The sequence below is a fragment of the Aliiroseovarius sp. Z3 genome, assembly GCF_029105185.1.
Classification (GTDB): domain Bacteria; phylum Pseudomonadota; class Alphaproteobacteria; order Rhodobacterales; family Rhodobacteraceae; genus Aliiroseovarius.
In genome coordinates, this window is the sequence record NZ_JAFMZK010000009.1 from 21,494 (window position 1) to 42,414 (window position 20,921).

20 protein-coding genes are annotated in these 20,921 nt (G+C 58.7%); 12 read left to right on the forward strand and 8 right to left on the reverse strand.

The window, feature by feature from the left end; translation table 11 throughout:
* Positions 1 to 50 precede the first annotated feature (50 nt).
* Both ptsP and J3R80_RS14745 read right to left on the reverse strand, forming a co-directional pair.
* Positions 51 to 2,318 carry a phosphoenolpyruvate--protein phosphotransferase gene (gene ptsP, locus J3R80_RS14740; protein WP_275394553.1) on the reverse strand — a complete coding sequence of 756 codons (2,268 nt, stop codon included), beginning with the start codon at positions 2,316 to 2,318 and terminating at the stop codon, positions 51 to 53.
* A gap of 140 nt (positions 2,319 to 2,458) precedes the next feature.
* Complete coding sequence (locus tag J3R80_RS14745) at positions 2,459 to 2,587, reverse strand: hypothetical protein (RefSeq protein WP_275394554.1); 129 nt, start codon at positions 2,585 to 2,587, stop codon at positions 2,459 to 2,461.
* A 280-nt stretch (positions 2,588 to 2,867) separates the two neighbouring features.
* Here J3R80_RS14745 and J3R80_RS14750 point away from each other — a divergent pair, with 280 nt between their 5' ends.
* Positions 2,868 to 3,842, forward strand: a complete 975-nt coding sequence (locus J3R80_RS14750) for a hypothetical protein (RefSeq protein WP_275394555.1) — start codon at positions 2,868 to 2,870, stop codon at positions 3,840 to 3,842.
* A gap of 256 nt (positions 3,843 to 4,098) precedes the next feature.
* Here J3R80_RS14750 and J3R80_RS14755 read toward each other — a convergent pair whose 3' ends face one another.
* The 5 genes from J3R80_RS14755 to J3R80_RS14775 all read right to left on the reverse strand — a co-directional run bounded on the left by J3R80_RS14755 (position 4,099) and on the right by J3R80_RS14775 (position 9,656).
* The gene (locus J3R80_RS14755) at positions 4,099 to 5,334 is read right to left on the reverse strand and encodes an aspartate kinase (protein ID WP_275394556.1); all 1,236 of its coding nucleotides are present in this window, start codon (positions 5,332 to 5,334) and stop codon (positions 4,099 to 4,101) included.
* A 100-nt stretch (positions 5,335 to 5,434) separates the two neighbouring features.
* On the reverse strand, positions 5,435 to 5,887 hold the full coding sequence (locus J3R80_RS14760) for a DUF1178 family protein (protein ID WP_275394557.1): 453 nt from the start codon (positions 5,885 to 5,887) through the stop codon (positions 5,435 to 5,437).
* Positions 5,888 to 5,970: 83 nt separating this feature from the next.
* A complete protein-coding gene (locus tag J3R80_RS14765) occupies positions 5,971 to 6,450 on the reverse strand; it encodes an NUDIX hydrolase (RefSeq protein WP_275394558.1) in 480 nt (159 codons plus the stop codon).
* Positions 6,451 to 6,610: 160 nt separating this feature from the next.
* Positions 6,611 to 8,329, reverse strand: coding sequence for a methionine--tRNA ligase (gene metG / locus J3R80_RS14770; RefSeq protein ID WP_275394559.1), 1,719 nt, complete (start codon positions 8,327 to 8,329; stop codon positions 6,611 to 6,613).
* Between the two features lie 103 nt (positions 8,330 to 8,432).
* Positions 8,433 to 9,656: an MFS transporter gene (locus tag J3R80_RS14775; RefSeq protein ID WP_275394560.1), complete on the reverse strand. Its 1,224-nt coding sequence runs from the start codon at positions 9,654 to 9,656 to the stop codon at positions 8,433 to 8,435.
* 216 nt (positions 9,657 to 9,872) lie between these two features.
* Between J3R80_RS14775 and J3R80_RS14780 the strand changes: the two genes are divergently transcribed.
* From J3R80_RS14780 to J3R80_RS14800, 5 genes are all read left to right on the forward strand, one after another.
* Positions 9,873 to 10,994 (forward strand): ABC transporter ATP-binding protein, encoded by a 1,122-nt coding sequence (locus J3R80_RS14780; protein WP_275394708.1) that lies wholly within the window; start codon positions 9,873 to 9,875, stop codon positions 10,992 to 10,994.
* A gap of 208 nt (positions 10,995 to 11,202) precedes the next feature.
* The gene (locus tag J3R80_RS14785; protein WP_275394561.1) at positions 11,203 to 11,424 is read left to right on the forward strand and encodes a twin-arginine translocase TatA/TatE family subunit; all 222 of its coding nucleotides are present in this window, start codon (positions 11,203 to 11,205) and stop codon (positions 11,422 to 11,424) included.
* 25 nt (positions 11,425 to 11,449) lie between these two features.
* Positions 11,450 to 12,127 carry a Sec-independent protein translocase protein TatB gene (gene tatB / locus J3R80_RS14790; protein ID WP_275394562.1) on the forward strand — a complete coding sequence of 226 codons (678 nt, stop codon included), beginning with the start codon at positions 11,450 to 11,452 and terminating at the stop codon, positions 12,125 to 12,127.
* Positions 12,124 to 13,029: a twin-arginine translocase subunit TatC gene (gene tatC, locus J3R80_RS14795; protein WP_275394563.1), complete on the forward strand. Its 906-nt coding sequence runs from the start codon at positions 12,124 to 12,126 to the stop codon at positions 13,027 to 13,029. The genes tatB and tatC overlap by 4 nt, the downstream gene beginning before the upstream one ends.
* Positions 13,026 to 13,871 carry an ATP-binding protein gene (locus tag J3R80_RS14800; protein ID WP_275394564.1) on the forward strand — a complete coding sequence of 282 codons (846 nt, stop codon included), beginning with the start codon at positions 13,026 to 13,028 and terminating at the stop codon, positions 13,869 to 13,871. Before tatC ends, J3R80_RS14800 begins: the two co-directional genes overlap by 4 nt.
* A 128-nt stretch (positions 13,872 to 13,999) precedes the next feature.
* Here the strand turns inward: J3R80_RS14800 and serS are convergent, their stop codons facing one another.
* Positions 14,000 to 15,292, reverse strand: coding sequence for a serine--tRNA ligase (gene serS, locus J3R80_RS14805; protein ID WP_275394565.1), 1,293 nt, complete (start codon positions 15,290 to 15,292; stop codon positions 14,000 to 14,002).
* 155 nt (positions 15,293 to 15,447) lie between these two features.
* On the opposite strand from serS, the gene yajC reads away from it, so the two are divergent.
* From yajC to ccmB, 6 genes are read left to right on the forward strand one after another with little or no spacing between them, the layout of a single operon-like run.
* Entirely contained in the window at positions 15,448 to 15,777 is a 330-nt protein-coding gene (yajC, locus tag J3R80_RS14810; RefSeq protein ID WP_275394567.1) for a preprotein translocase subunit YajC, read from the forward strand.
* A gap of 60 nt (positions 15,778 to 15,837) precedes the next feature.
* Positions 15,838 to 18,468: a protein translocase subunit SecD gene (gene secD, locus J3R80_RS14815; RefSeq protein ID WP_275394568.1), complete on the forward strand. Its 2,631-nt coding sequence runs from the start codon at positions 15,838 to 15,840 to the stop codon at positions 18,466 to 18,468.
* On the forward strand, positions 18,461 to 19,216 hold the full coding sequence (locus tag J3R80_RS14820; protein ID WP_275394569.1) for a sulfite exporter TauE/SafE family protein: 756 nt from the start codon (positions 18,461 to 18,463) through the stop codon (positions 19,214 to 19,216). Before secD ends, J3R80_RS14820 begins: the two co-directional genes overlap by 8 nt.
* Positions 19,217 to 19,237: 21 nt before the next feature.
* Positions 19,238 to 19,591: an Mth938-like domain-containing protein gene (locus tag J3R80_RS14825; protein WP_275394570.1), complete on the forward strand. Its 354-nt coding sequence runs from the start codon at positions 19,238 to 19,240 to the stop codon at positions 19,589 to 19,591.
* 10 nt (positions 19,592 to 19,601) lie between these two features.
* Positions 19,602 to 20,243: a heme ABC exporter ATP-binding protein CcmA gene (gene ccmA / locus J3R80_RS14830; protein ID WP_275394571.1), complete on the forward strand. Its 642-nt coding sequence runs from the start codon at positions 19,602 to 19,604 to the stop codon at positions 20,241 to 20,243.
* Positions 20,240 to 20,896 (forward strand): heme exporter protein CcmB, encoded by a 657-nt coding sequence (ccmB, locus tag J3R80_RS14835; RefSeq protein ID WP_275394572.1) that lies wholly within the window; start codon positions 20,240 to 20,242, stop codon positions 20,894 to 20,896. Before ccmA ends, ccmB begins: the two co-directional genes overlap by 4 nt.
* Positions 20,897 to 20,921: the final 25 nt, after the last annotated feature.

Genomic DNA, 20,921 nt, shown 5'->3' on the forward strand with positions numbered 1-20,921 from the left:
GTTCCAAACTGGTGAACAAAGTGATAACTGCCGAAAATTTTCATCAATCCTTAGACGGCGACTGAAGGTCGGGCCGGTTTCTTGCGCGTCAAATGTTCCAGCACTGCCGGGCGGACAGATTGTGCCCCGGACAGGCGTGCTTCGTCGATGACATCGCGAAGCTCAAGAAGATTTGTTCGCCGTATCAAATGCTTGACCGGTCCGATCGAAGCCGGGCGCATGGACAGGTGCCGCATACCCAAAGCAGCAAAACAGACTGCTTCAATGGGACGACCTGCGTCTTCTCCGCAAAAGCTGAGCGGTGTGCGGGCGGCGTCGCATCGGGTGACAATTTCTTCGATCAGGTTCAGAAAGGACACATTCAGGGTGTCATAACGGCGGCGCACACGCTCGTTCTCGCGGTCAGCCGCGAAAAAGAACTGCTTCAGATCATTGCCGCCAACCGAGATGAAATCGGCCATCTCAAAGAACTGCTGTGGGGCAAACACCATCGAGGGGGTTTCCAGCATGGCGCCGATCTCGATTTTTTCGGGCAGGATGTGGCCAAGCGCGCGTTCACGTTCGATCTCGGCCAGCACCATTTCACGGGCGTCACGAAACTCGTCAGTCTGGGCAATGAACGGGAACATCACGCTAAGATTGCGACCGGCAGCAGCCCGGATCAGCGCCTGCAACTGCATCCGCATGACGCCGGGCTTGTCCAGCCCGACCCGGATGGCCCGCCAGCCAAGGGCGGGGTTAGGTTCGTCCAAGGGGTTCATGTAGGGCAGCACTTTGTCCGACCCGATGTCCAGCGTGCGAAACACCACCCGTTTGCCCTTGGCGGCGTCCAGAACACGGGCATAGGTGGCGGCCAGATCACCGCGACGGGGCACGCGATCCACGGTCAGGAACTGAAGCTCGGTTCGGAACAGGCCCACGCCGGCAGCGCCAGAGTTTTCAAGCGAGGGCAGGTCGGCCATCAACCCTGCGTTCATATGCAGTTGCACCTCGGTGCCACACAGGCCCATGGCGGGTTTGTCCCGTAGGCTGCGATAACGTTCCTGTTGCGCCGCCTCCATCGCCATCTTGTCACGGAAGGCGGTCACCACGGTCTCTTCCGGGCGCAGGTGGACGATCCCGTTTTCCCCATCCACAAGGATATGATCGCCATTCAGGGCTTCGGTCGAGATACGGCCCGCCTGCACAATCAGCGGAATTGCGAGCGCGCGGGCAACGATGGCCGCGTGGCTGGCGATCGAACCTTCCTCAAGCACGATCCCGCGTAACCCGCGCCCATATTCCAGCAACTCGCCGGGGCCGATATTGGTGGCGATCAGGATCGGGTTCTCGGGCATTTCCGCGCCGGTTTCCTTGCCTTGGCCCGTCAGGATGCGCAGCAGCCGGTTGGACAGGTCGTCCAGATCATGCAGGCGTTCGCGCAGATAGGCGTCTGGCACCTGGCTCATCCGGGCGCGGGCGGCGGATTGCTCTTTTTCGACGGCGGCTTCGGCGGACAGGCCGCGATCAATGTCTTCTTCCATCCGGCGTTGCCAGCCCTTCGAGTTGGCAAACATCCGATAGGCCTCAAGGACCTGCATCTGGTCTTTGTCCTTGGTCAGCGTGTTGGCCAGAAGCTCATCGACCGACACCCGCAATTGCCCAATGCCGTCGTGCAGGCGCGCCTTTTCCGCGTCCGGGTCATCGGCGACAGGGTTGGTCACGACAACGCGCGGGTCATGCAGCCAGACATGGCCTTCGGCAGCACCTTCTTGTCCGATGCCACCGGTGAAAGTGGTGGCGCGTTGGTGCAGGGCCCCCATCGCTTCGCCTTCGCCAACAAAGGCACCCAGCTCGGTCATTTCGGCCAGCACCATGGCGACAACTTCGAGCCCGTAAAGTTCGTCCGCCGAATACTCGCGTTCGTCCTTGGACTGAATGACCAGTACGCCAAGGTTTTCGCCCAGACGCTGGATCGGCACGCCCAGGAAGCTGGAATAAATCTCTTCCCCTGTTTCAGGCATGTATCGGAACCCACGTTCGGACGGGGCGTTCTTGGTGTTGATCGGGCGACCGCGCCGGGCGACGCGACCGACAAGACCTTCACCAACGCGCAGGCGTGTCTGGTGAACCGCTTCGGCTTTCAAACCTTCGGTGGCGCAAAGCTCCAATGTTTCACTGTCCCGGAACAGATAGATCGAGCACACCTCGACCCCAAGGCTTTCGGCAATCAACGACGTGATTCTGTCCAGACGTTCCTGACCCTGCGAGGCAGAGGCAAGGGTCTCGCGCAGCTTAACCAGAAGCTTGCGACTGTCAGTTTGCTGGCTTTCTGCCATTCTCACCGTTCCCTGTTCCTGTGGGCGCTTTCGGGCACCCGCAATTGGGCAACCCGTCCAACCACTTGGACGAACCCTACCGTAATGTCTGCGCATTACATTTTCCAGAAAGTCCTTGCGCTCTTTTCACCTAAATTCGCTCAGGTGGCGACATGTCGCGCAATTGTGCGCCATTTCAGCAATTTGCCAATGGGTTTGGCAGTTTGCACCTGTCCGCAGGCTGGATGATCTTTGGGGCGAGTGGCCGATGTGCGGACGATAGCTCCCATTCGCTGTGCAAGCTGCCAATGGCCGCTTTACTGTCCATCGTAGCTAAAGCCTAGTGTAGATATCGTGGCTCACGCGTCGGATTGAATTTTGGCCACCTACCGAACCTATCAAACTCCTCACTGTATCAATGGAGAAGAAGGATATTGCTTAATGTATTTCTAATGGCAATGCTTGCATTAAGCATGGTTGCAGAAGCTCCCGACTGGGCGCTGGCGCTGGTCGTGGTTGAGCATCTTGGGAGAGATGCCAAGGCCGTGCGCTTGCCAATATTGAGTTAGGGTGGCTCGTTTATTCATATTAAGAAAGGCCATAGTTTTGAGAATATTTTCAGAGAATATGATTATTGATGGGTCAAACGCTAACCCAATATTGCCAAAAGGAGACAATGTCTTTCGCCTTGGTACGCTCTACAAGCACTGCAAATCAATTCACCTACCTGCTCAAGATACTAGTATTCGAATTGGGACACTTTCGGAATATCGCATTAACGAAAATCGTGCGGTTCGTGATGAATACGAAGGTAAATTTCGGGTGAGCTTGAAGTTCAAAGATCGTATGGAGGTTTCCAAAACCTGGCTCAACAGATTGACTTTCGGAACAATACCGTTCGGGTCAAAAGTCTCCCAGAATATCGTGACTAAAGTAGTTTCTGGTACCAGAACCGTCGGGATGGTATCATCGACAGGGCAGTTTGAATTGCAAGATGTTTTCGAAGATCGCACTCAAATAGAGGGCTGCTTGGATATACTCTTTGAAGGCGCTGACGCTTGGGTATTAAGCTTTAGCCGATCGCAAGACAGTGTGATTAACGATTCCTCATATGACTCATGTTGGTCACTTAAACCTGAAAATATGTCTTCGTTTCTACAAGCGATCACTCGAGAATTGTGGGGTGAGGTAGTGGGTGGTAACTACATTTCCGAGGATACAGTTGGACCTACAGGATTGCCAGGATTTGGCGTACCCAAGATGCGTGGGTTAAGATTGTCGATGTTTGATGACATTCAGGATGTAAAATATAGTGACAAAATTATTCTGCCCCAATGCGAAGATGAAGATAGTATAAGAACGACGCATTTGGCTATCGATGAGTCAGCATTCACAAAACCTTTACACTTCAAAAACGAGGAAGAGACTCGCGTAATCATTCGGCCCTGCTATTCCGTTAACGTTTCCAGTCCTCGCTACTTACTGCCAAACTATCTGCGACCAGTGCTGATACCTGCCAGATCGATCCTAGATTTGATAAGTTAGGGCAGCGTATATGGTTCGCTAGTTTGAGCGGGGGCTCTATTGAAGTATCAATTCAGACTTTGCCGACATGCGCTGCATATCAGTAAGAGCGCGCTTTGGGCTCAATCCCGACCTTCGCGGCGCATCGCGCGAAGGACCGCTGACCGTTCGCCACAAACCCCGCAGCCCCTCCATCCTGAATAAAATGGAAAATGCTACCGAAAATGGAAGTTCTATGTGTCGCGGTTCCTTTGCCTGAACGGCAAACGGTTGCGGATCAGGCTTTCTCTAACTCGAACGCATCATGCAGTGCCTGCACGGCCAGTTCCATGTATTTGCGGTCGATCAGCACCGAGATCTTGATCTCTGAGGTGGTGATGACCTTGATGTTGATGCCTTCTTTCGACAGCACGTCAAACATCTTGGCCGCGATCCCGGTATGGCTGCGCATGCCGATACCCACGACCGACACCTTGGCCACGTCCTTGTCGGCCACGATGTCGTGGAAGTTGATATCACCACGTGCCTTGGCGTCTGTCATTGCCTTTTCGGCGCGGGCGACCTGATCGACGGGGCACGAGAAGGTCATGTCGGTGCGACCCTCTTCCGAGATGTTCTGAACGATCATGTCGACGTTCACGCCAGCTTCGGCCAGCGGGGTAAAGATGGCCGAGGCGATGCCGGGGCGGTCGGCCACCGAGATCAGGGTCATCTTGGCTTCGTCGCGCTGATAGGCGACGCCTGCAACAACTTTACTTTCCACGATATCCTCCTCGTCGCAGACCAGTGTGCCTGCTTCCGGGTCATATTCTTCAAAGCTCGAGAGCACCCGCAGCTTCACTTTATAACGCATTGCCAGTTCGACCGAACGGGTTTGCAGAACTTTGGCACCCAGCGACGCAAGTTCCAGCATTTCTTCGAACGCAATGCGGTCCAGCTTGCGGGCTTTATCCGAGATGCGCGGGTCAGTGGTATAGACGCCATCCACATCGGTATAGATATCGCAGCGTTCGGCGTTGAATGCGGCGGCGAAGGCCACGGCCGTCGTATCCGATCCACCACGTCCCAGGGTGGTGATGCGTCCGTCGTCGGCAATGCCCTGAAATCCGGCCACCACAGCCACGCGCATGCCTTCACCGAACTTCGCCATGATGTTGTCGTTCGGGATGTCTCTAATGCGCGCCGCCGAATGGACGCCGGAGGTCTTGACCGGAACCTGCCATCCCTGCCAGCTGCGGGCCGGAACATCCATTTCCTGCAGGCGCAGTGCCATCAGCCCTGCGGTCACGTTCTCGCCAGAGCTGACAACGGCGTCATATTCACGGGCGTCAAACAGCGGCGAGGTTTCTTCGACCCATCCGACCAGTTCGTTGGTGCGGCCTGACATCGCAGACACGATGACGATCACGTCATAGCCATTCGCCACTTCACGCGCGACCCGTTTCGAGGCCCGGTGAATCCGATCCAGAGTGGCGACCGAAGTGCCGCCGAATTTCATCACCAGAATTGGCATCTTGGCCCCAAATCTCGTCCGTTTTCCTGTGTTCGCGCGTGTTTAGGGTGTGATTGGACAAAGCGCAAGACTGCGTGTGACACGTCGTGGGGTCGGTGGCCTAGTTCGCCTTACGCGTTGGCGTAAAGGGAAGGGGCATCACTGGCACACCATCTTCCAGCAATTCCTTGGCGTCTGCCAGTTTCGCTTCGCCATAGATGGATCGTTCGGGGGCATCGCCCAGATGCATGGCGCGCGCTTCGCGGGCAAACGATCCCCCGACATACTCACTTTCAGCTTCCACCTTGGCGCGCAGCCTGGCGATTTCAGCTTCGATTTCGGCATTGGGGGAGGCGAGCGACGCTGGTGCACCGGGTTTGGCCTGAACTGGCGCCATGGCCGCCGCCCGTGCCGGGCGCACCTTGGGGGCCATCAGGCTTTTTTCCACCTTGGCTGACCCGCAATCCGGGCAGGTGACATGCCCTGCCGCGCGCAACCCATCAAAGGCTGCGGCGTTCTGGAACCAGCTTTCAAAAGTGTGGTTCTGGTCGCATTTCAAGGCGTATCGGATCATTATCTCTTCCGAAGTTTCCTAGCTAACTATATATGGCGATCCTGATCGATCGGTGCAAGCCACGGCAGATAATCCGGCAATCTTTACCGGGCTTGTTTGGCGCCCGACGGGTCGAAAGTGCGGATGATGCGGCGCAGTTCGGGTTCCCAAACCAGCTGTGCGGCTTTCTTCTGCGATACCCACTTGCGCCGCCTTTGACCCTTTTCCGGGAAGGATTTGTGCTGTTTCTTGACCTTGAGGGGAAAGACCGCGACGACGCACGGCAACCGCTCGCCTTCATGCGATTTCGAATAGGAATAGAACCCCAGCACATCGTGGCTCAGCTTCCCTTCCACTCCGGCTTCTTCGAATGCTTCCGTCGCAGCGGAGCCAGCCGGTGTTTCGCCGTCCATCGGCCAACCCTTGGGCAGAATCCAACGACCCGACCCGCGCGTGGTGATCAACAAGATTTCGACCTTGCCGTCTTTCAGACGATAGGGAAGCGCGCCAAACTGGGTGCGCACTGACCGCTTGTCACTGAGTGAAAGCCGTATCGGCCGTGGCTTGCCCTTCGCGATCGTCAATTTCTTGCTGCCCTTGCTGCTCATCGTTCCGGTGCAGATACCCGGTTATTGTTATGCTTTGATAAAGATAACCGGTTTGGGTGGAAAAGAAAGTGAAAAGCCAGATGTAGTGCGAGCGCGCATTACGCCCGCCACATCCGGTATGCTTGGGGCAGGACGATCAATCGCGCGTGCCAGCGAAGCGTTCCTGCCAGCTTTCCCGATCCTCGTCCGAGATCTTGGCGAACACGTTCTCCGGCACGGTGAAACTGTGCCCGGCGGGCAGCGCACCAAGGGCCGCGGGCACGTCGTCGGGCCAACTGTCATCTTGGGTATTCATTGCCGCGAGCATCGTTTGGGCGGCATCCGGAATGAAGGGCGCAGACAGCACGGCGTAGAACCGGATCAGGTTCAGGGCCAGACGGATTTGAGCCGCTGCCTGATCAGGATTGGTCTTGAAAGTCGTCCACGGCGCAGCGGTCTGCAGATATTCATTGCCCGCGACCCAGATGCCGCGCAGCTCTTGCGCCGCTTTGCGCACGTCCATGGCTTCCATATGCGCTTCATATGAACGGGTTTTGGCGGTTAGATCGGCTATCAGTGCGCTTTCCAGATCACCATAGCTGCCACCTTCCGGCACCGCTTCCGAGAATTTCGAGCGGCAGAACTTGGTCACGCGGCTGACGAAATTGCCCAGCACGTCGGCTAGATCTTTGTTTACGCTGGTCTGGAAATTCTCCCACGTAAACTCGGCATCCGAGTTTTCCGGCGCGTGGCTCAAGAGCCACCAGCGCCAGTAGTCTGCGGGCAGGATCGACAGCGCCTGATCCATGAACACGCCGCGACCTTTGGAGGTCGAGAACTGCCCACCATCATAGTTCAGATAGTTGAACGATTTGATGTAATCGACCAGCTTCCACGGCTCGCCCGACCCCATGATGGTCGCGGGGAAGCTCAATGTATGGAAGGGTACGTTGTCCTTGCCCATGAACTGCACGTAGCGCACGTCGTCGGCACCCTTGTCGGTGCGCCACCAACGCTGCCAGAAATCGTCGCCTTCCCCCAGCTTGTCGGCCAGTTCGGCGGTTGCCGCGATGTATTCAATCGGGGCGTCGAACCAGACATAAAAGACCTTGCCTTCCATGCCGGGCCAATCCTCGTCCCCCTTCTTGACGGGCACACCCCAGTCCAGATCGCGGGTGATGCCCCGGTCTTGCAGACCGTCACCATCATGCAGCCATTTCTTGGCGATGGACGTGGTCAAAACGGGCCAGTCCGTCTTGGTGTCGATCCACTGATCCAGTTTGTCCTTCAGCTTCGACTGGCGCAGATACAAATGTTTGGTCTCGCGCACTTCCAGATCGGTCGACCCTGAAATGGCCGAGCGCGGGTTGATCAGGTCGGTCGGGTCCAGCTGTTTGGTGCAGTTCTCGCACTGGTCGCCACGCGCGCCGTCATAGCCGCAGTTGGGGCATTCGCCCTCGATATAGCGATCCGGCAGGAAACGGCCGTCGGCGTTGGAATAGACCTGTTTTTCGCTGACTTCCTCGATCAAACCATTCTCGGCCAGTTTTCCCGCGAAATGCTGGGTCAGCTTGTGGTTCCGGTCTGACGAGGATCGTCCGAAATTATCGAACGACAGGCGGAATCCATCTGCGATTTCCGATTGTACCGCGTGCATCTCGGCGCAGAACTCGGCCACCGGTTTGCCAGCCTTGGCGGCGGCCAGTTCGGCGGGGGTGCCGTGTTCGTCGGTCGCACAGATGAACATGACCTCGCGACCCCGACCACGGTTGTAGCGCGCGTAAAGGTCAGCCGGCAGTTGCGAGCCAACCAGATTGCCGAGGTGCTTGATCCCGTTGATGTATGGGATCGCCGAGGTGATAAGGACGCGGTTCATGTGGGCTCCGGTTCTGCGGTGGTATCAGACGGTTTTGCGCCGTATACGCCATGGCCCCCAGCTTTGCCAGAGGGTCGGCGTTATGTGGGCCGGTTGCGTCGGGTCAGGTTCGGTCGCGCAGCTTTCCGAACAGCCGCCCCATGAAAAACGAGGTGCGTGGCGTATAGGTGTAGGGTGTGCGGACCTCGCGCGTTGGACGCTGACGGGTGCGGGCCAGCCCGAAGATGATCAAGCCCAGATGCCCGACAGCGATGAACGCAAACAGGGCCGGGGGGCCAAACTTGTCGATCAATCCGGACGCCATCAATGGCGAGGCGATGGCACCAACCGCATAGAAAAACATCAATGCTGCAGACAGTTCGACCCGTTGTTCGCTGGTGGCAAAGTCGTTGGCATGGGCCGCCGAGATCGAGAATATCGGGAAGGTTGTGAAGCCAAACAGCCCCGCCGTAACGAACGCGACGCTTTGCCCTATCCCGGATGCCATGACGGTGACAGCACAGCTTGCGATCGCAGCGGCGGACAGCCAAATCAGCACCCAGCGGCGGTCATAGCGGTCGGCCAGCCAGCCGATGGGAAGTTGTGCCAAGGCGCCCCCCAGAACGAAACTCGCCAGGAACCACGCCAGTTGCCCGGTCGCCAGCCCGACCTCTTGCCCATAGACCGGGCCAACCATTCGGAACGCCGCCGAGGTGATCCCTGCCACGATCACTCCGGCGACGGCCAGAGGTGAACAGATCCAGGCAAGAGCGGGTCGCAGCCGCGGCGCGCTGGGGGTTACGGGTTGTGGTGTGCGGGTGAGCGCAAGTGGCAGGATTGCCGCGCAACAGGTCAAGGCCAGCACGTTGTAGGACACGTAGTGGGCGGGCTCTAAAACACCGATCAACAGCTGTGCGGCCAGCGATCCGCCCAGATCGACAAGGCGATAGCCGCCCATCGCGCGACCGCGGGTTTCGTTGGTGATGCGTGCATTCATCCATGCTTCGATCACGGTATAGGCACCTGCGATGCTAAGGCCCGTGGCGATTCGCATGACCGCCCACGGCACGGGCGCAATCCACAGCATATGTGCCAGAAGGCCAATCGCGCCCATGGCGGTGAACCCGGCAAAGGCGCGCGCGTGCCCGACACTGCCCATCAGGCGCGGCGCCCACCAGCAGCCCACAAAGAAGCCGACGAAATGTGCCGAACCAAGCAAACCGATCTCGGCCTTGCTGAAGCCCAGCCCCAGCCCTGACACGGCATCCAGTGGCCCGACGCCCCCCGAACTCAACTGCAACAGGATGACGGATAAAAGAAGCGGTGCAAAGGATATCAAAAAACGCATCGGAACCTCGGGGATTGAGACCAGCATCGGGAATTTGGCTGCCAACGCTAGGCCGAAAGCGACGGACTGGGGGCGGGCTGTGTCGCATCTGCGACAAAACCGGTGTTGGGCTTGCGGGTCAGAATCGGGGCTGATATGCCCTTTTTTGAAAATCCGATGAAATTCATCGGGTATCGCCCGCCCTCGCGGGCCAAGCGAAGGACCGACCTTGCGACGATGGATGGGGCCACTGTGAACAACGCGCGGTTAGAGATACGCGACCTGCACCGCGATTTCGGTGGTCGCCCCGTTGTGCGCGGTGTGTCGCTGTCCTTACAGGCTGGGCAGGTGACGGGGCTGCTTGGCCCGTCTGGATGCGGGAAATCTACGACGCTTCGGATCATTGCGGGGGTGGATCAGCAGACGTCGGGTGGAGTGTGGATCGACGGACGGCAGGTGGCGGGCCCGGGCGTGTTCCTGCCCCCTGAAAAACGCCAGATCGGCCTGATGTTTCAGGATTTCGCGCTGTTTCCTCATTTGTCAGTCGCCGACAACGTGGCGTTCGGGTTGAAAGGCTCGCGCACGGAAAAGCGTCTGCGTGTGCGTGAACTCTTGGAAAGAGTCGGCTTGGTTCGGTTCATCGACAGCTTTCCGCATGAACTGTCGGGCGGCGAACAGCAACGGGTGGCGCTGGCACGTGCGCTTGCCCCGCGCCCGTCGATCATGCTGATGGACGAGCCGTTCTCGGGCCTGGACAACCGACTGCGCGACGGCATTCGGGACGAAACGCTTGGTATCCTGAAAGACGAAGGCGCAGCCGTGCTTCTGGTGACGCATGAGCCGGAAGAAGCGATGCGCATGGCAGACGAGATTGCCTTGATGCGGGACGGTCGGATCGTACAATGCGGCGCGCCCTACAACCTTTATAATGCGCCGGTTGATCTAAAAGCGGCGGCGTTTTTCTCGGACGTGAATGTGATCTCAGGGGTGGTTGAGGGCGCATTGACCGAAACGGCTTTCGGGCAGTTTCTGGCCCCCGGTGTGCCTGATGGTGCCAAGGTGGACATCGTGATCCGGCCGCAGCACCTGAAGATCGACTTTGACCGTGGTGGGAAAGGGCCAAGCCCGACCCAGGACCATGGCGTCTGGGCCCGCGCGTTGGTGGACCGTGCACGTTTCATCGGCAAGGAAAGCCTGGTGGATTTCCGGATGGAAGGCGATGGATCAATCCTGACCGCTTCGGTTCCTTCGGTGTTTCTGCCCCAACCCGGCACGCCGCTTTGGATCGCGATTCGGCGTGACAGGTGCTTTGTCTTTCGGCACAGCGATAGGCTGGGGCCGGATGCGCCCAGCCCATAGCCAATTTGCCAGCCTTTCGCGTTGAGCGTAAAAATGCAGGAGCGTAAACGCCCCTGATGGGCAAGAAAACGCACCTGCGCGCTTGTTGCACATCATTTTCCCGCCAGTTTTTCGCTTTGGGGCTTTGAACTTGTCCCGCAAAGCAATAAATGTTTCAGGCGCTATACATGTGGGCGGGCACCTTGCCGGTCCAGTGAGGGAGAATAACATGCTCAACAATATCGGCCTTCCGGGCCTTCTTCTGATTGCCGTCGTCGTGCTGGTTCTGTTCGGTCGCGGCAAGATTTCGTCGCTGATGGGCGAAGTTGGCAAAGGCATCACTGCGTTCAAGAAAGGCGTTGATGACGGCAAGAAAGAGATCGAAGATCAGGCTGCTGACATCGCCAAGGATGTCACTCCGAAAGAAGAAAAAGATAAGGAAAAGGCGTAAGCCCGACCGCTAGGGGGCGCAGCCCATGTTTGATATCGGGTTTTCCGAACTTCTCGTGATCGGGGTTGTGGCCCTGATCGTGGTTGGTCCCAAGGACCTGCCGGGTATGTTTCGCACGCTGGGCCGATTTACTGCGCGCGCGCGCCAGATGGGCCGGGAATTCAGCCAGGCGATGAACGAAGCCGCCGACGAGGCCGGCGCCAAGGATATTGCCGATACGTTCAAATCCGCGACCTCGCCCAAGGCGATGGGGTTGGATGCTCTGAACAAGGCGGCGGACGGGTTCGAAAAATGGGATCCCGCGAAATCCCTGCGCGATTCGAAAAAACCGGATGCGAAAGCAAAGACGGACGGCCAGCATAGCGACGAGAAATCGTTGGCTGACAAGGCTGGTGATGCTGCGGGGCGAAAAATTCAAGACGCCACTGCAACGTCGGCCGCAGATCGCAAAGCCGCGGACGAGGCCCGCAAAGCCGAGATGTTGAAGGTCAAGCGACCGCCATCGAAACGTCCCTCGGAACGTAACGTTGGTGACGCGACCGACACCAAGCCCCCGGCAACGACAAAAGCAAAGTCGCCGGCTCGCAAACCTGCAGCGAAGAAATCGGCGGCAAAGAAACCTGCCAAGACGCAGGCGACGGCGTCCAAAGCAAAGCCAAAGGCCGCCCCAAAGCGCAAACCTACGGACACATCTGACGCATGAGCGACACTGACGAGATCGAAGACAGCTCGGCCCCGCTGATCGAGCATCTGGCCGAGCTACGCACACGGCTGATTCATTCCGCCATCGCCTTCATCATCGCCATGGTGATCTGTTTCACCGTGTGGAACCCGATCTTCAACTTTTTGACCGATCCACTTTGTTCAACCATGGCAGAGCGCGGGCAGGACCAGTGCGGCCTGATCCTGATCAAGCTGCAAGAAGGCTTCTTCGTCGCAATCTCGATCTCGCTGTTTGGTGGGTTGGTGTTGTCCTTCCCGTTCATCAGCTATCAGCTGTGGCGCTTCGTGGCGCCGGGGCTTTACAAGTCGGAAAAGAACGCGTTCCTGCCCTTCATGATTGCGTCCCCCGTGATGTTCTTCATCGGGGCATCCTTTGCGTTCTATGTTGTGATGCCGCTGGCCTTCGACTTCTTTCTGGGCTTTCAGCAAGCGGGCGACGTGGCGGATACGGGGGTTGAAGCCTCGATTGATTTTCAGGGGTCGGTGCAGGAATATCTGCGCCTAACGATCAAGTTCATCGTCGCTTTCGGCCTGTGTTTTCAGCTTCCGGTATTGTTGACCCTGATGGGCAAAGCCGGGTTGGTCAGCGCGCAGGGTCTGGCGGATGTGCGTAAATACGCGGTTGTGGGCATTCTGGTGCTGGCCGCCCTTGTCACGCCGCCTGACGTGATCACCCAGGTGATCCTGTTTGTCGTGGTCTACGGGCTTTATGAAATCTCGATCCAGCTTGTGAAACGGGTCGAGAAGAAGCGCGAAGCCGATCTGCGGGCACAAGGGCTATGGTTCGAAGATGACGAAGGCGAAGCCGACGAGGACGAGTTGATGGCCGAGTTCGACGCGGATGAGGACGATGATCCCGGACAGGTGGAGAAGGGGGAATGAGCGACGCGGACGCCCTGACGCGCATCGCCGATGCGCTGGAGCGGATGTCGCCTGCGCCTTTGTCCGCCCCTGATTTCGGTGCTGCGGACGCGTTCGTCTGGCACACCGCACCTGACCGGCTGGAGCCTGTGCCGAAGGTCAATCGCGTCGCTATCGAGCTTCTGATTGGTGTCAATCGGTCCCGCGACACCTTGCTTGAGAACACGTTGCAGTTCGCGCGCGGTTTGCCCGCGAACAACGCGCTTCTGTGGGGCGCGCGCGGGATGGGGAAATCCTCGCTCGTCAAAGCGGTCCATGCCGAGGTGCTGCGCCGGGGCGAAGCATTGAAAATCGTCGAGGTGCAGCGCGAAGACTTGCCGACGATCAGTCGCTTGCTGGGGCTTCTTCGCAATTCGCCCTATCGCTTCCTGCTGTTTTGCGACGATCTGAGCTTCAGCCATGATGACGAGCATTACAAAAGCCTGAAAGCGGTGCTGGATGGCGGGATCGAGGGGCGGCCCGAGAATGTCGTGTTCTATGCCACGTCGAACCGCCGCCACCTGATGCCGCGCGATATGATCGAGAATGAACGCTCGTCCGCGATCAACCCGTCCGAGGCGGTTGAAGAAAAAGTGTCCTTGTCGGACCGGTTCGGGCTTTGGCTGGGCTTCCACCCCTGCGATCAGGATGAATACCTCGCCATGATCCAAGGCTATTGCGATGCTTATGGTGTGACGATCGACAGCGATACGATGCGCGCAGAGGCGATTGAGTGGCAGGCCACACGCGGCGCAAGGTCAGGCCGGGTGGCTTGGCAATATTTTGTAGATTTGGCCGGACGCAAGGGTGTTGCGCTGAGCTAGGGGGAAGGGGCGTTGCCCCTCTGCGCGTGCGCAGGGCTCCGCCCGTTCTGCGGGCGAAATGGTCCACTGGACCATTTCCGGGAAGCCCTTGAACCCCCAGGATATTTTTAGCCAGAAAAAGCCGAGTGTCAGACGAGGTCGCCGTCTGCGGTGATCCGAGTCTTCCCATTCAGATACGGGTGCAGAGCTTGTGGCAGCAGGACAGAGCCATCTTCGAGCTGACCGTTCTCCAAGACAGCAATCAGCGCGCGGCCCACGGCAAGGCCCGAGCCGTTCAGCGTATGAACGAATTGTGGCTTGCCGCCATCTGCGGGCTTATAGCGCGCATTCATGCGGCGGGCCTGAAAATCTCCGGCAACCGAAACCGAGCTGATTTCGCGATACTGGTTCTGGCCGGGCAGCCAGACCTCGATATCGTGGGTGCGTTTCATGCCGAAGCCCAGATCGCCGGTACAGAGCACCACGGTGCGATAGGGCAGACCCAGACGCTCCAGAATATCCTCGGCCAGTCGCGTCATGCGCTTATGTTCAGCCTCAGATTCTTCTGGGCGCGTGATCGACACCATTTCGACCTTTTCGAACTGGTGTTGACGCAGCATGCCGGCGGTGTCGCGTCCCGCCGAACCCGCTTCGGACCGGAAACACTGGGTGTGCGCGACATAGCGGCGGGGCAGATAGCCGTCATCGACGGTGACGCCATTCACGATGTTGGTCAGCGTGACTTCGGCGGTCGGCACCAGCCACCAGCCATTGGTGGTTTGATAGCTGTCCTCGCCGAATTTGGGCAGTTGCCCGGTGCCATACATCATATCTTCCTTGACCAGAACCGGGGTCCAGGTTTCGGTCAGGCCGTTTTCTTCGGTGTGCACGTCCATCATGAACTGCGCCAGCGCGCGGTGCAGGCGGGCCACGGCGCCGGACAGCAGCATGAAGCGCGAACCGGACAGCTTCGCCGCGGTTTCAAAATCCATGCCGGATTTCACCGCGGGCAGCTCGTAATGCTCAAGCGGTTTGAAGTCGAACGTGGCAGGGGTGCCCCACCGGTTGATCTCGACATTGTCGTTCTCATCCGCTCCATCGGGAACGTCGTCGCCCGGAATGTTGGGCAGCCCCATCAGAAGATCGGTCAGCTTGGCGTCAAGCGCCTTGGCGTCATCGTTCAGCTTCGCGATCTCGGCTTTCTTTTCACCAACCAGCGCGCGCAGTCGTTCAAATTCCGTTTCATCACCCGACGCCTTCGCCGCGCCGACTGCCTTGGCGGCCTTGTTGGCCTCGGCCTGTGCGGTTTCGGCGGCGAGGATCGAGGCCCGGCGGGCTTCGTCGATTGCCAGAATGTCGTCTGACATAGGCGACAGACCACGACGGGCCATTCCTGCGTCGAAGGCTTCGGGATTGTCGCGGATCAGACGAATATCATGCATGTGGGCTTCCTCGGTTTTCTTGTCCGGCATATGCCAGAAGCGGGCGCGGGGGGGAAGGGGGAATGATGATCACCCGCTTGCTGGACAACCCCAAGACCCCCATATAGGGTGCGCCAACGTTTGGGGCCGAGGCCCGCTTGAGAAGGGATATCCACATGTTTGCCACTCCTGCATTTGCACAGGCCGCAGGCGCGCCCACCGGTGGGCTTTTGAATTCAATGCTGGTTCCGATGTTGCTGGTATTCGCGATCATGTATTTCTTCATGATCCGCCCGCAGCAAAAGAAGATGAAAGAGCATCAGGCGATGCTGGCGGCCCTGCGCAAAGGCGATCAGGTGGTCACGCAGGGTGGCCTGATCGGCAAGGTTCTTAAGGTCAAGGATGACTCCGAGGTTGAGGTCGAGATCGCAACCGGTGTCAAAGTGCGCGTCGTGCGCGCGACCATCGTCAAGGTGATCGGCAAGACCGAGCCGGTCGAAAGCTGACCGGCAGGCGGTTCAACCGCCATAAAACAACGACATCAAACGCTTATAAGGCAGGGGCTGATGCTTCAAATCGCGACTTGGAAACGTCTTGTGATCTGGGGGCTGACGGCCCTTGGCTTGTATTTCGCGGCACCCAACGGGTTCTATACCCGGGTGGAGCAACACAATGATGCTGTCTCGAAGATCGAGACAACCGGGACCACCGCTGAACTAGAGGCGGATCGGTCGGCGTGGCCAGACTGGGCACCCAACTCATTGGTCAATCTGGGTCTTGATTTGCGCGGGGGCGCGCATCTTCTGGCCGAAGTTCAGGTCGAAGATGTTTATGCCGCGCGGATGGACGCTCTGTGGCCTGAAGTGCGTGATGTGTTGCGCGACGAACGTGCAACGGTCGGCACCATCCGTCGACAGGATGGGGCGGACAATGAGTTGCGCGTCAAGGTTTCCCAGCCCGAAGGGCTGCCGCGCGCAATCGAGCTGGTGCAATCGCTGGCGCAGCCTGTCGTCAGCCTGTCCGGCGTCGGATCAACCGATATCGAAGTGAATACGGGCCGCGAAGGCGAGCTTGTCGTCACCCTGTCCGAAGCGGAACGGGTCGCCACCGATGACCGCACCATCCAACAGACGCTTGAAATCATCCGTCGTCGCGTCGACGAGGTTGGCACCCGAGAGCCAACGATCCAACGTCAGGGCGATGCGCGCATCCTGATTCAGGTGCCGGGGATCGGCAGCGCATCGGAGTTGAAAGAGATCATCGGCAAGACCGCGAAGCTGACCTTCCATCCGGTGGTCAGCCGGACGACCAATGCGGGTGCAACACCTGGCCCACGAAATGTGCTTTATCCATCCCTCGACGAGGAGGGCACTTTCTACGAGCTGGAAAAAACCCCGGTTGTGACCGGTGAAGAGCTGAACGATGCGCAACCGGCTTTCGATCAGAATGGACAGCCTGCAGTAAACTTCCGCTTCAACGTGTCCGGTGCGCGCAAGTTCTGCGACTATACCGGTGCCAATGTTGGTGCGCCGTTTGCCATCGTTCTGGATGAAGAAGTGATTTCTGCGCCGCGCATCAACGAACAGATTTGCGGTGGGTCGGGCATTATCTCGGGTAATTTCACGATCGAAGAATCGACCAATCTGGCCATTCTGCTGCGGGCGGGCGCTTTGCCGGCGGAACTGACTTATGTCGAAGAACGCACGATTGGCCCGGAACTGGGTCAGGACAGTATTGACGCGGGCAAAATCGCCTCCGTGGTCGCGTTTCTGGGCGTGCTGGTCTTTATGGTTGCTGCCTATGGCTGGTTCGGTGTGATCGCCAATGTGGCGCTTGTCTTGAACGTGGGCATGATCTTCGGGCTTTTGTCGATGATCGGGGCCACGCTGACCCTGCCGGGTATTGCGGGGATCGTCTTGACCATCGGAATGGCCGTTGACGCCAACGTGCTGGTGTTCGAGCGTATCCGGGAAGAGCTGAAATCCGGTCGCGGCCCGGCGCGTGCCATTGAGCTTGGCTATGAAAAAGCCTTGTCGGCCATTCTGGACGCCAACATCACCACCTTCATCACCGCCGTCATCCTGTTCATCATGGGGTCGGGGCCCGTGCGCGGGTTCTCGGTCACGTTGGCGCTGGGCATTCTGACCTCGGTTTTCACCGCAATATATCTTACCCGGTTGATGCTGGTCATATGGTTTGAGCGAAAACGTCCCCGGACACTTGAGGTCAAGGGTATTCGCATCGCGCCGCAAAACCGGGTGTTCGATTTCTTCCGCAGCACCATCGTGACCCTTGGCGCATCCGGGCTGGCGATGGTCGCGTCGGTTCTTCTGTTTCTGATCGTCGGGCTGAACTTCGGCATCGATTTCCGGGGTGGCACGACGATCCGCACCGAAAGCACACAGGCCGTCGATGTGGGTGTGTATCGTGACGCGCTGGCCCCGCTTGGGCTGGGCGACATCTCGATCGCACAGGTCTATGACGTGAACTTCGCAGAAGATCAGCACGTCGCACAGATCCGCATTGAAGCCCAAGAGGGGCAGGAAGCGATTACGCCGGAAACGATACAGGTGATTGAGCAAGCGCTGACGCAGGTTGATCCTGCGATCACCTTCCCCAGTGTTGAAAGTGTCGGCCCGAAAGTGTCGGGCGAGCTGGTGACAACCGCCGTGCTGGCCGTTGTTGCGGCGATTGCAGCGGTTCTGGTCTATATCTGGCTCAGGTTTGAATGGCAGTTCAGCTTGGGCGCGGTTGCGGCCCTTGTGCATGACGTGGTGCTGACCATCGGGATTTTCAGCCTTCTGGGCATCAAGTTCGATCTGGCAATCATCGCGGCGCTTCTGACCATCGTTGGTTACTCGCTGAACGATACGGTGGTTGTCTTTGACCGCGTTCGTGAGAATCTGCGTCGCTACAAGAAGATGGATTTGAAAGAGGTGTTGAATCTTTCGATCAACGAGACCTTGTCGCGTACGATGATGACCTCACTGACCACGCTACTGGCGCTGATTGCGCTTTACGTTTTGGGTGGCGACGTGATCCGCGGGTTTGTCTTCGCAATGATCTGGGGTGTGATTGTCGGGACCTATTCGTCGATCTTTGTGGCTTCCGTGATCTTGTTGAAGTTGGGCGTGAAGCGCGACTGGTCGAAGCCGGATGCCAATGCAGGCAATCAGTTCGCCAACATAGATGCCTGATCTGCTGGCCGATGCCCTGACGCTACCAGGGCTTGGCTGGCTTGTTATCATTGCATTTGTCGCTGGATTGGTGCGGGGATTTGCCGGGTTTGGAACGGCGCTGATCTTCCTGCCGGTGGCCGCCCAGATCATTGATCCGGTTTGGGCGGTGACGGTTCTGATCGTGATGGATCTGGCCGGACCGGCCCCGGCCATTCCCCGCGCCCTGAAAGACGGACATCCCAAAGATTTGATGCGACTTGTCGTGGCGACAGCGCTGGCCTTGCCCTTTGGGATGGCGGCGCTGTTTACGGTCGATCCGCAGCTGTTCAAGCTGGCGGTATCTGTGATCAGCCTGATCATGCTTGCCGCCCTGATGTCGGGAAAGCGGTATCAAGGAGAGGTCACGCCCCCCATCGTATGGACCACCGGTGGTATCGCGGGGATGCTGGGCGGCGCAGTGGGTATTCCCGGCCCGCCTGTCATATTGCTTTACATGGCGTCATCCCTTCCCGCACGGGTGATCCGTGCCAACACAACCGCCTATCTTTTTTTCTTTGACGTGATGATGTTGATCGGTTTTGCCTTTGCCGGGCGGCTTGTCGGCCCGCCATTGATCCTTGGGCTGCTTATCATGGTGCCAAATCTGCTGGGTAATTTGGCGGGCGGCATGGTCTTTAATCCGAGATACGAATCCCTTTATCGTTACGTGGCCTATCTGATCATCGCGGCCTCCAGCCTGTCCGGGCTTTTCGCCGCGCTACATTGACCAAACCCACGGGGATCCGAAATGCAGTTTCACGAAGTCAGGTATGACAGTGCTCAGCCCGTTGACAGCTATGGCCCCGGTTTCTTTCGCGTGGCGGGTGAGGTGATCCACGGTGCGATCCTTGTGACCGAAGACATGGCGATCAGTTGGGATGGCCCCGACGATCCTGCGCCGCTGCTGGCGCTGGCGGGCAAGATCGACGTGCTGTTCTACGGCACGGGCGCCGAACCTGCGCATCCGCCTGCCGATTTGCGCACAGCTCTGGAGGAGGCCGGGATCGGGGTCGAGACGATGGCCTCTGCGCCAGCCTGCCGCACCTATAATGTGCTGGTCTCGGAAGGACGGCGCATTGCGCTGGCCGCCCTTCCGGTCTAAGGCTTCTGACATGGAAATGAGGGTCGATAACCTGTCCGTCGCGCGCGGCGGCGTGCCAGTTCTGGAAGGTGTGAATTTCACCCTTTCTGCCGGACATGTCTTGATCCTGCGCGGGCCCAACGGGTCGGGCAAAACGACACTTTTGCGCACTTTGGCAGGTCTGCAGCCGCCGATCGCCGGTCACGTATCGGCAGATCCTGAGAACATCACCTATGGCGCCCACGCCGACGGGTTGAAAGCGACCCTGACGGTCGAGGAGAATTTGCGATTCTGGGCCTCGGTGCATGGGATCGACAGCATTGATGCGGCGGTGCAGGGGTTCAACCTGACCGGTCTGACCCATCGCCCGGCGGGCAACCTGTCGGCTGGTCAGAAACGTCGGCTGGGCCTGGCGCGTCTGTTGGTCACCGGGCGGCCGATCTGGCTGCTGGATGAACCCACGGTCTCGCTCGATACGGCATCTGTCGGGCTGTTTGCCGACGCGGTGCGTGCCCATGTGGCGGGCGGGGGGACAGCCCTGATCGCGACCCATATTGACCTTGGTTTGCAGGCAGAGACCTTTGACATCAGCCCCTACCGCGCCAATGGCGACCGCGCAACACCCAGCCCGCAACGCGACCGCTATGCCGATTTTGACGAGGCGTTTACATGATCGCGCTGTTGGTTCGCGACATGCGCTTGGCGATGCGCGCAGGCGGTGGATTTGGTCTGGGGTTGGCGTTCTTCCTGATCGTCTCGACCCTCGTCCCTTTTGGCGTTGGACCCGAGGCCGCGATCCTGTCGCGGATCGCGCCCGGAATCCTGTGGGTGGGCGCACTTCTGGCCTGCCTTTTGTCGCTGGATCGCATTTTTCAGCTGGATTTCGAGGATGGATCGCTGGACCTTCTGGCCACTGCGCCGATCCCGATGGAAGGCACAGTGGCGATCAAGGCGCTGGCGCATTGGCTTGTGACCGGGCTGCCCCTGACCTTGGCGGCACCCGCTTTCGGGGCACTGATGAACCTGCAATCGCCGGGTCATTACTGGATCTTCATCACGCTTCTGATCGGCACACCGGCTTTGTCGATGATCGGTGCCTTTGGCGCGGCGCTGACGGTTGGGCTGAAACGCGGCGGGCTTTTGCTGTCTCTGCTGGTTTTGCCGCTTTACATCCCCACGCTGATCTTCGGAGCAGAGGCCGCGACACGCGGCACCGCAGGTCTGTCTGCCCTCACACCGCTTTTGATGATGGCGGGGATCACCGCCGGATCCATAGCCCTGCTTCCGTTCGCCGCCGCCGCCGCATTGCGTGTTAATCTGAGATAAGTCAAGTCGCCGTGAAGTTAGCCCC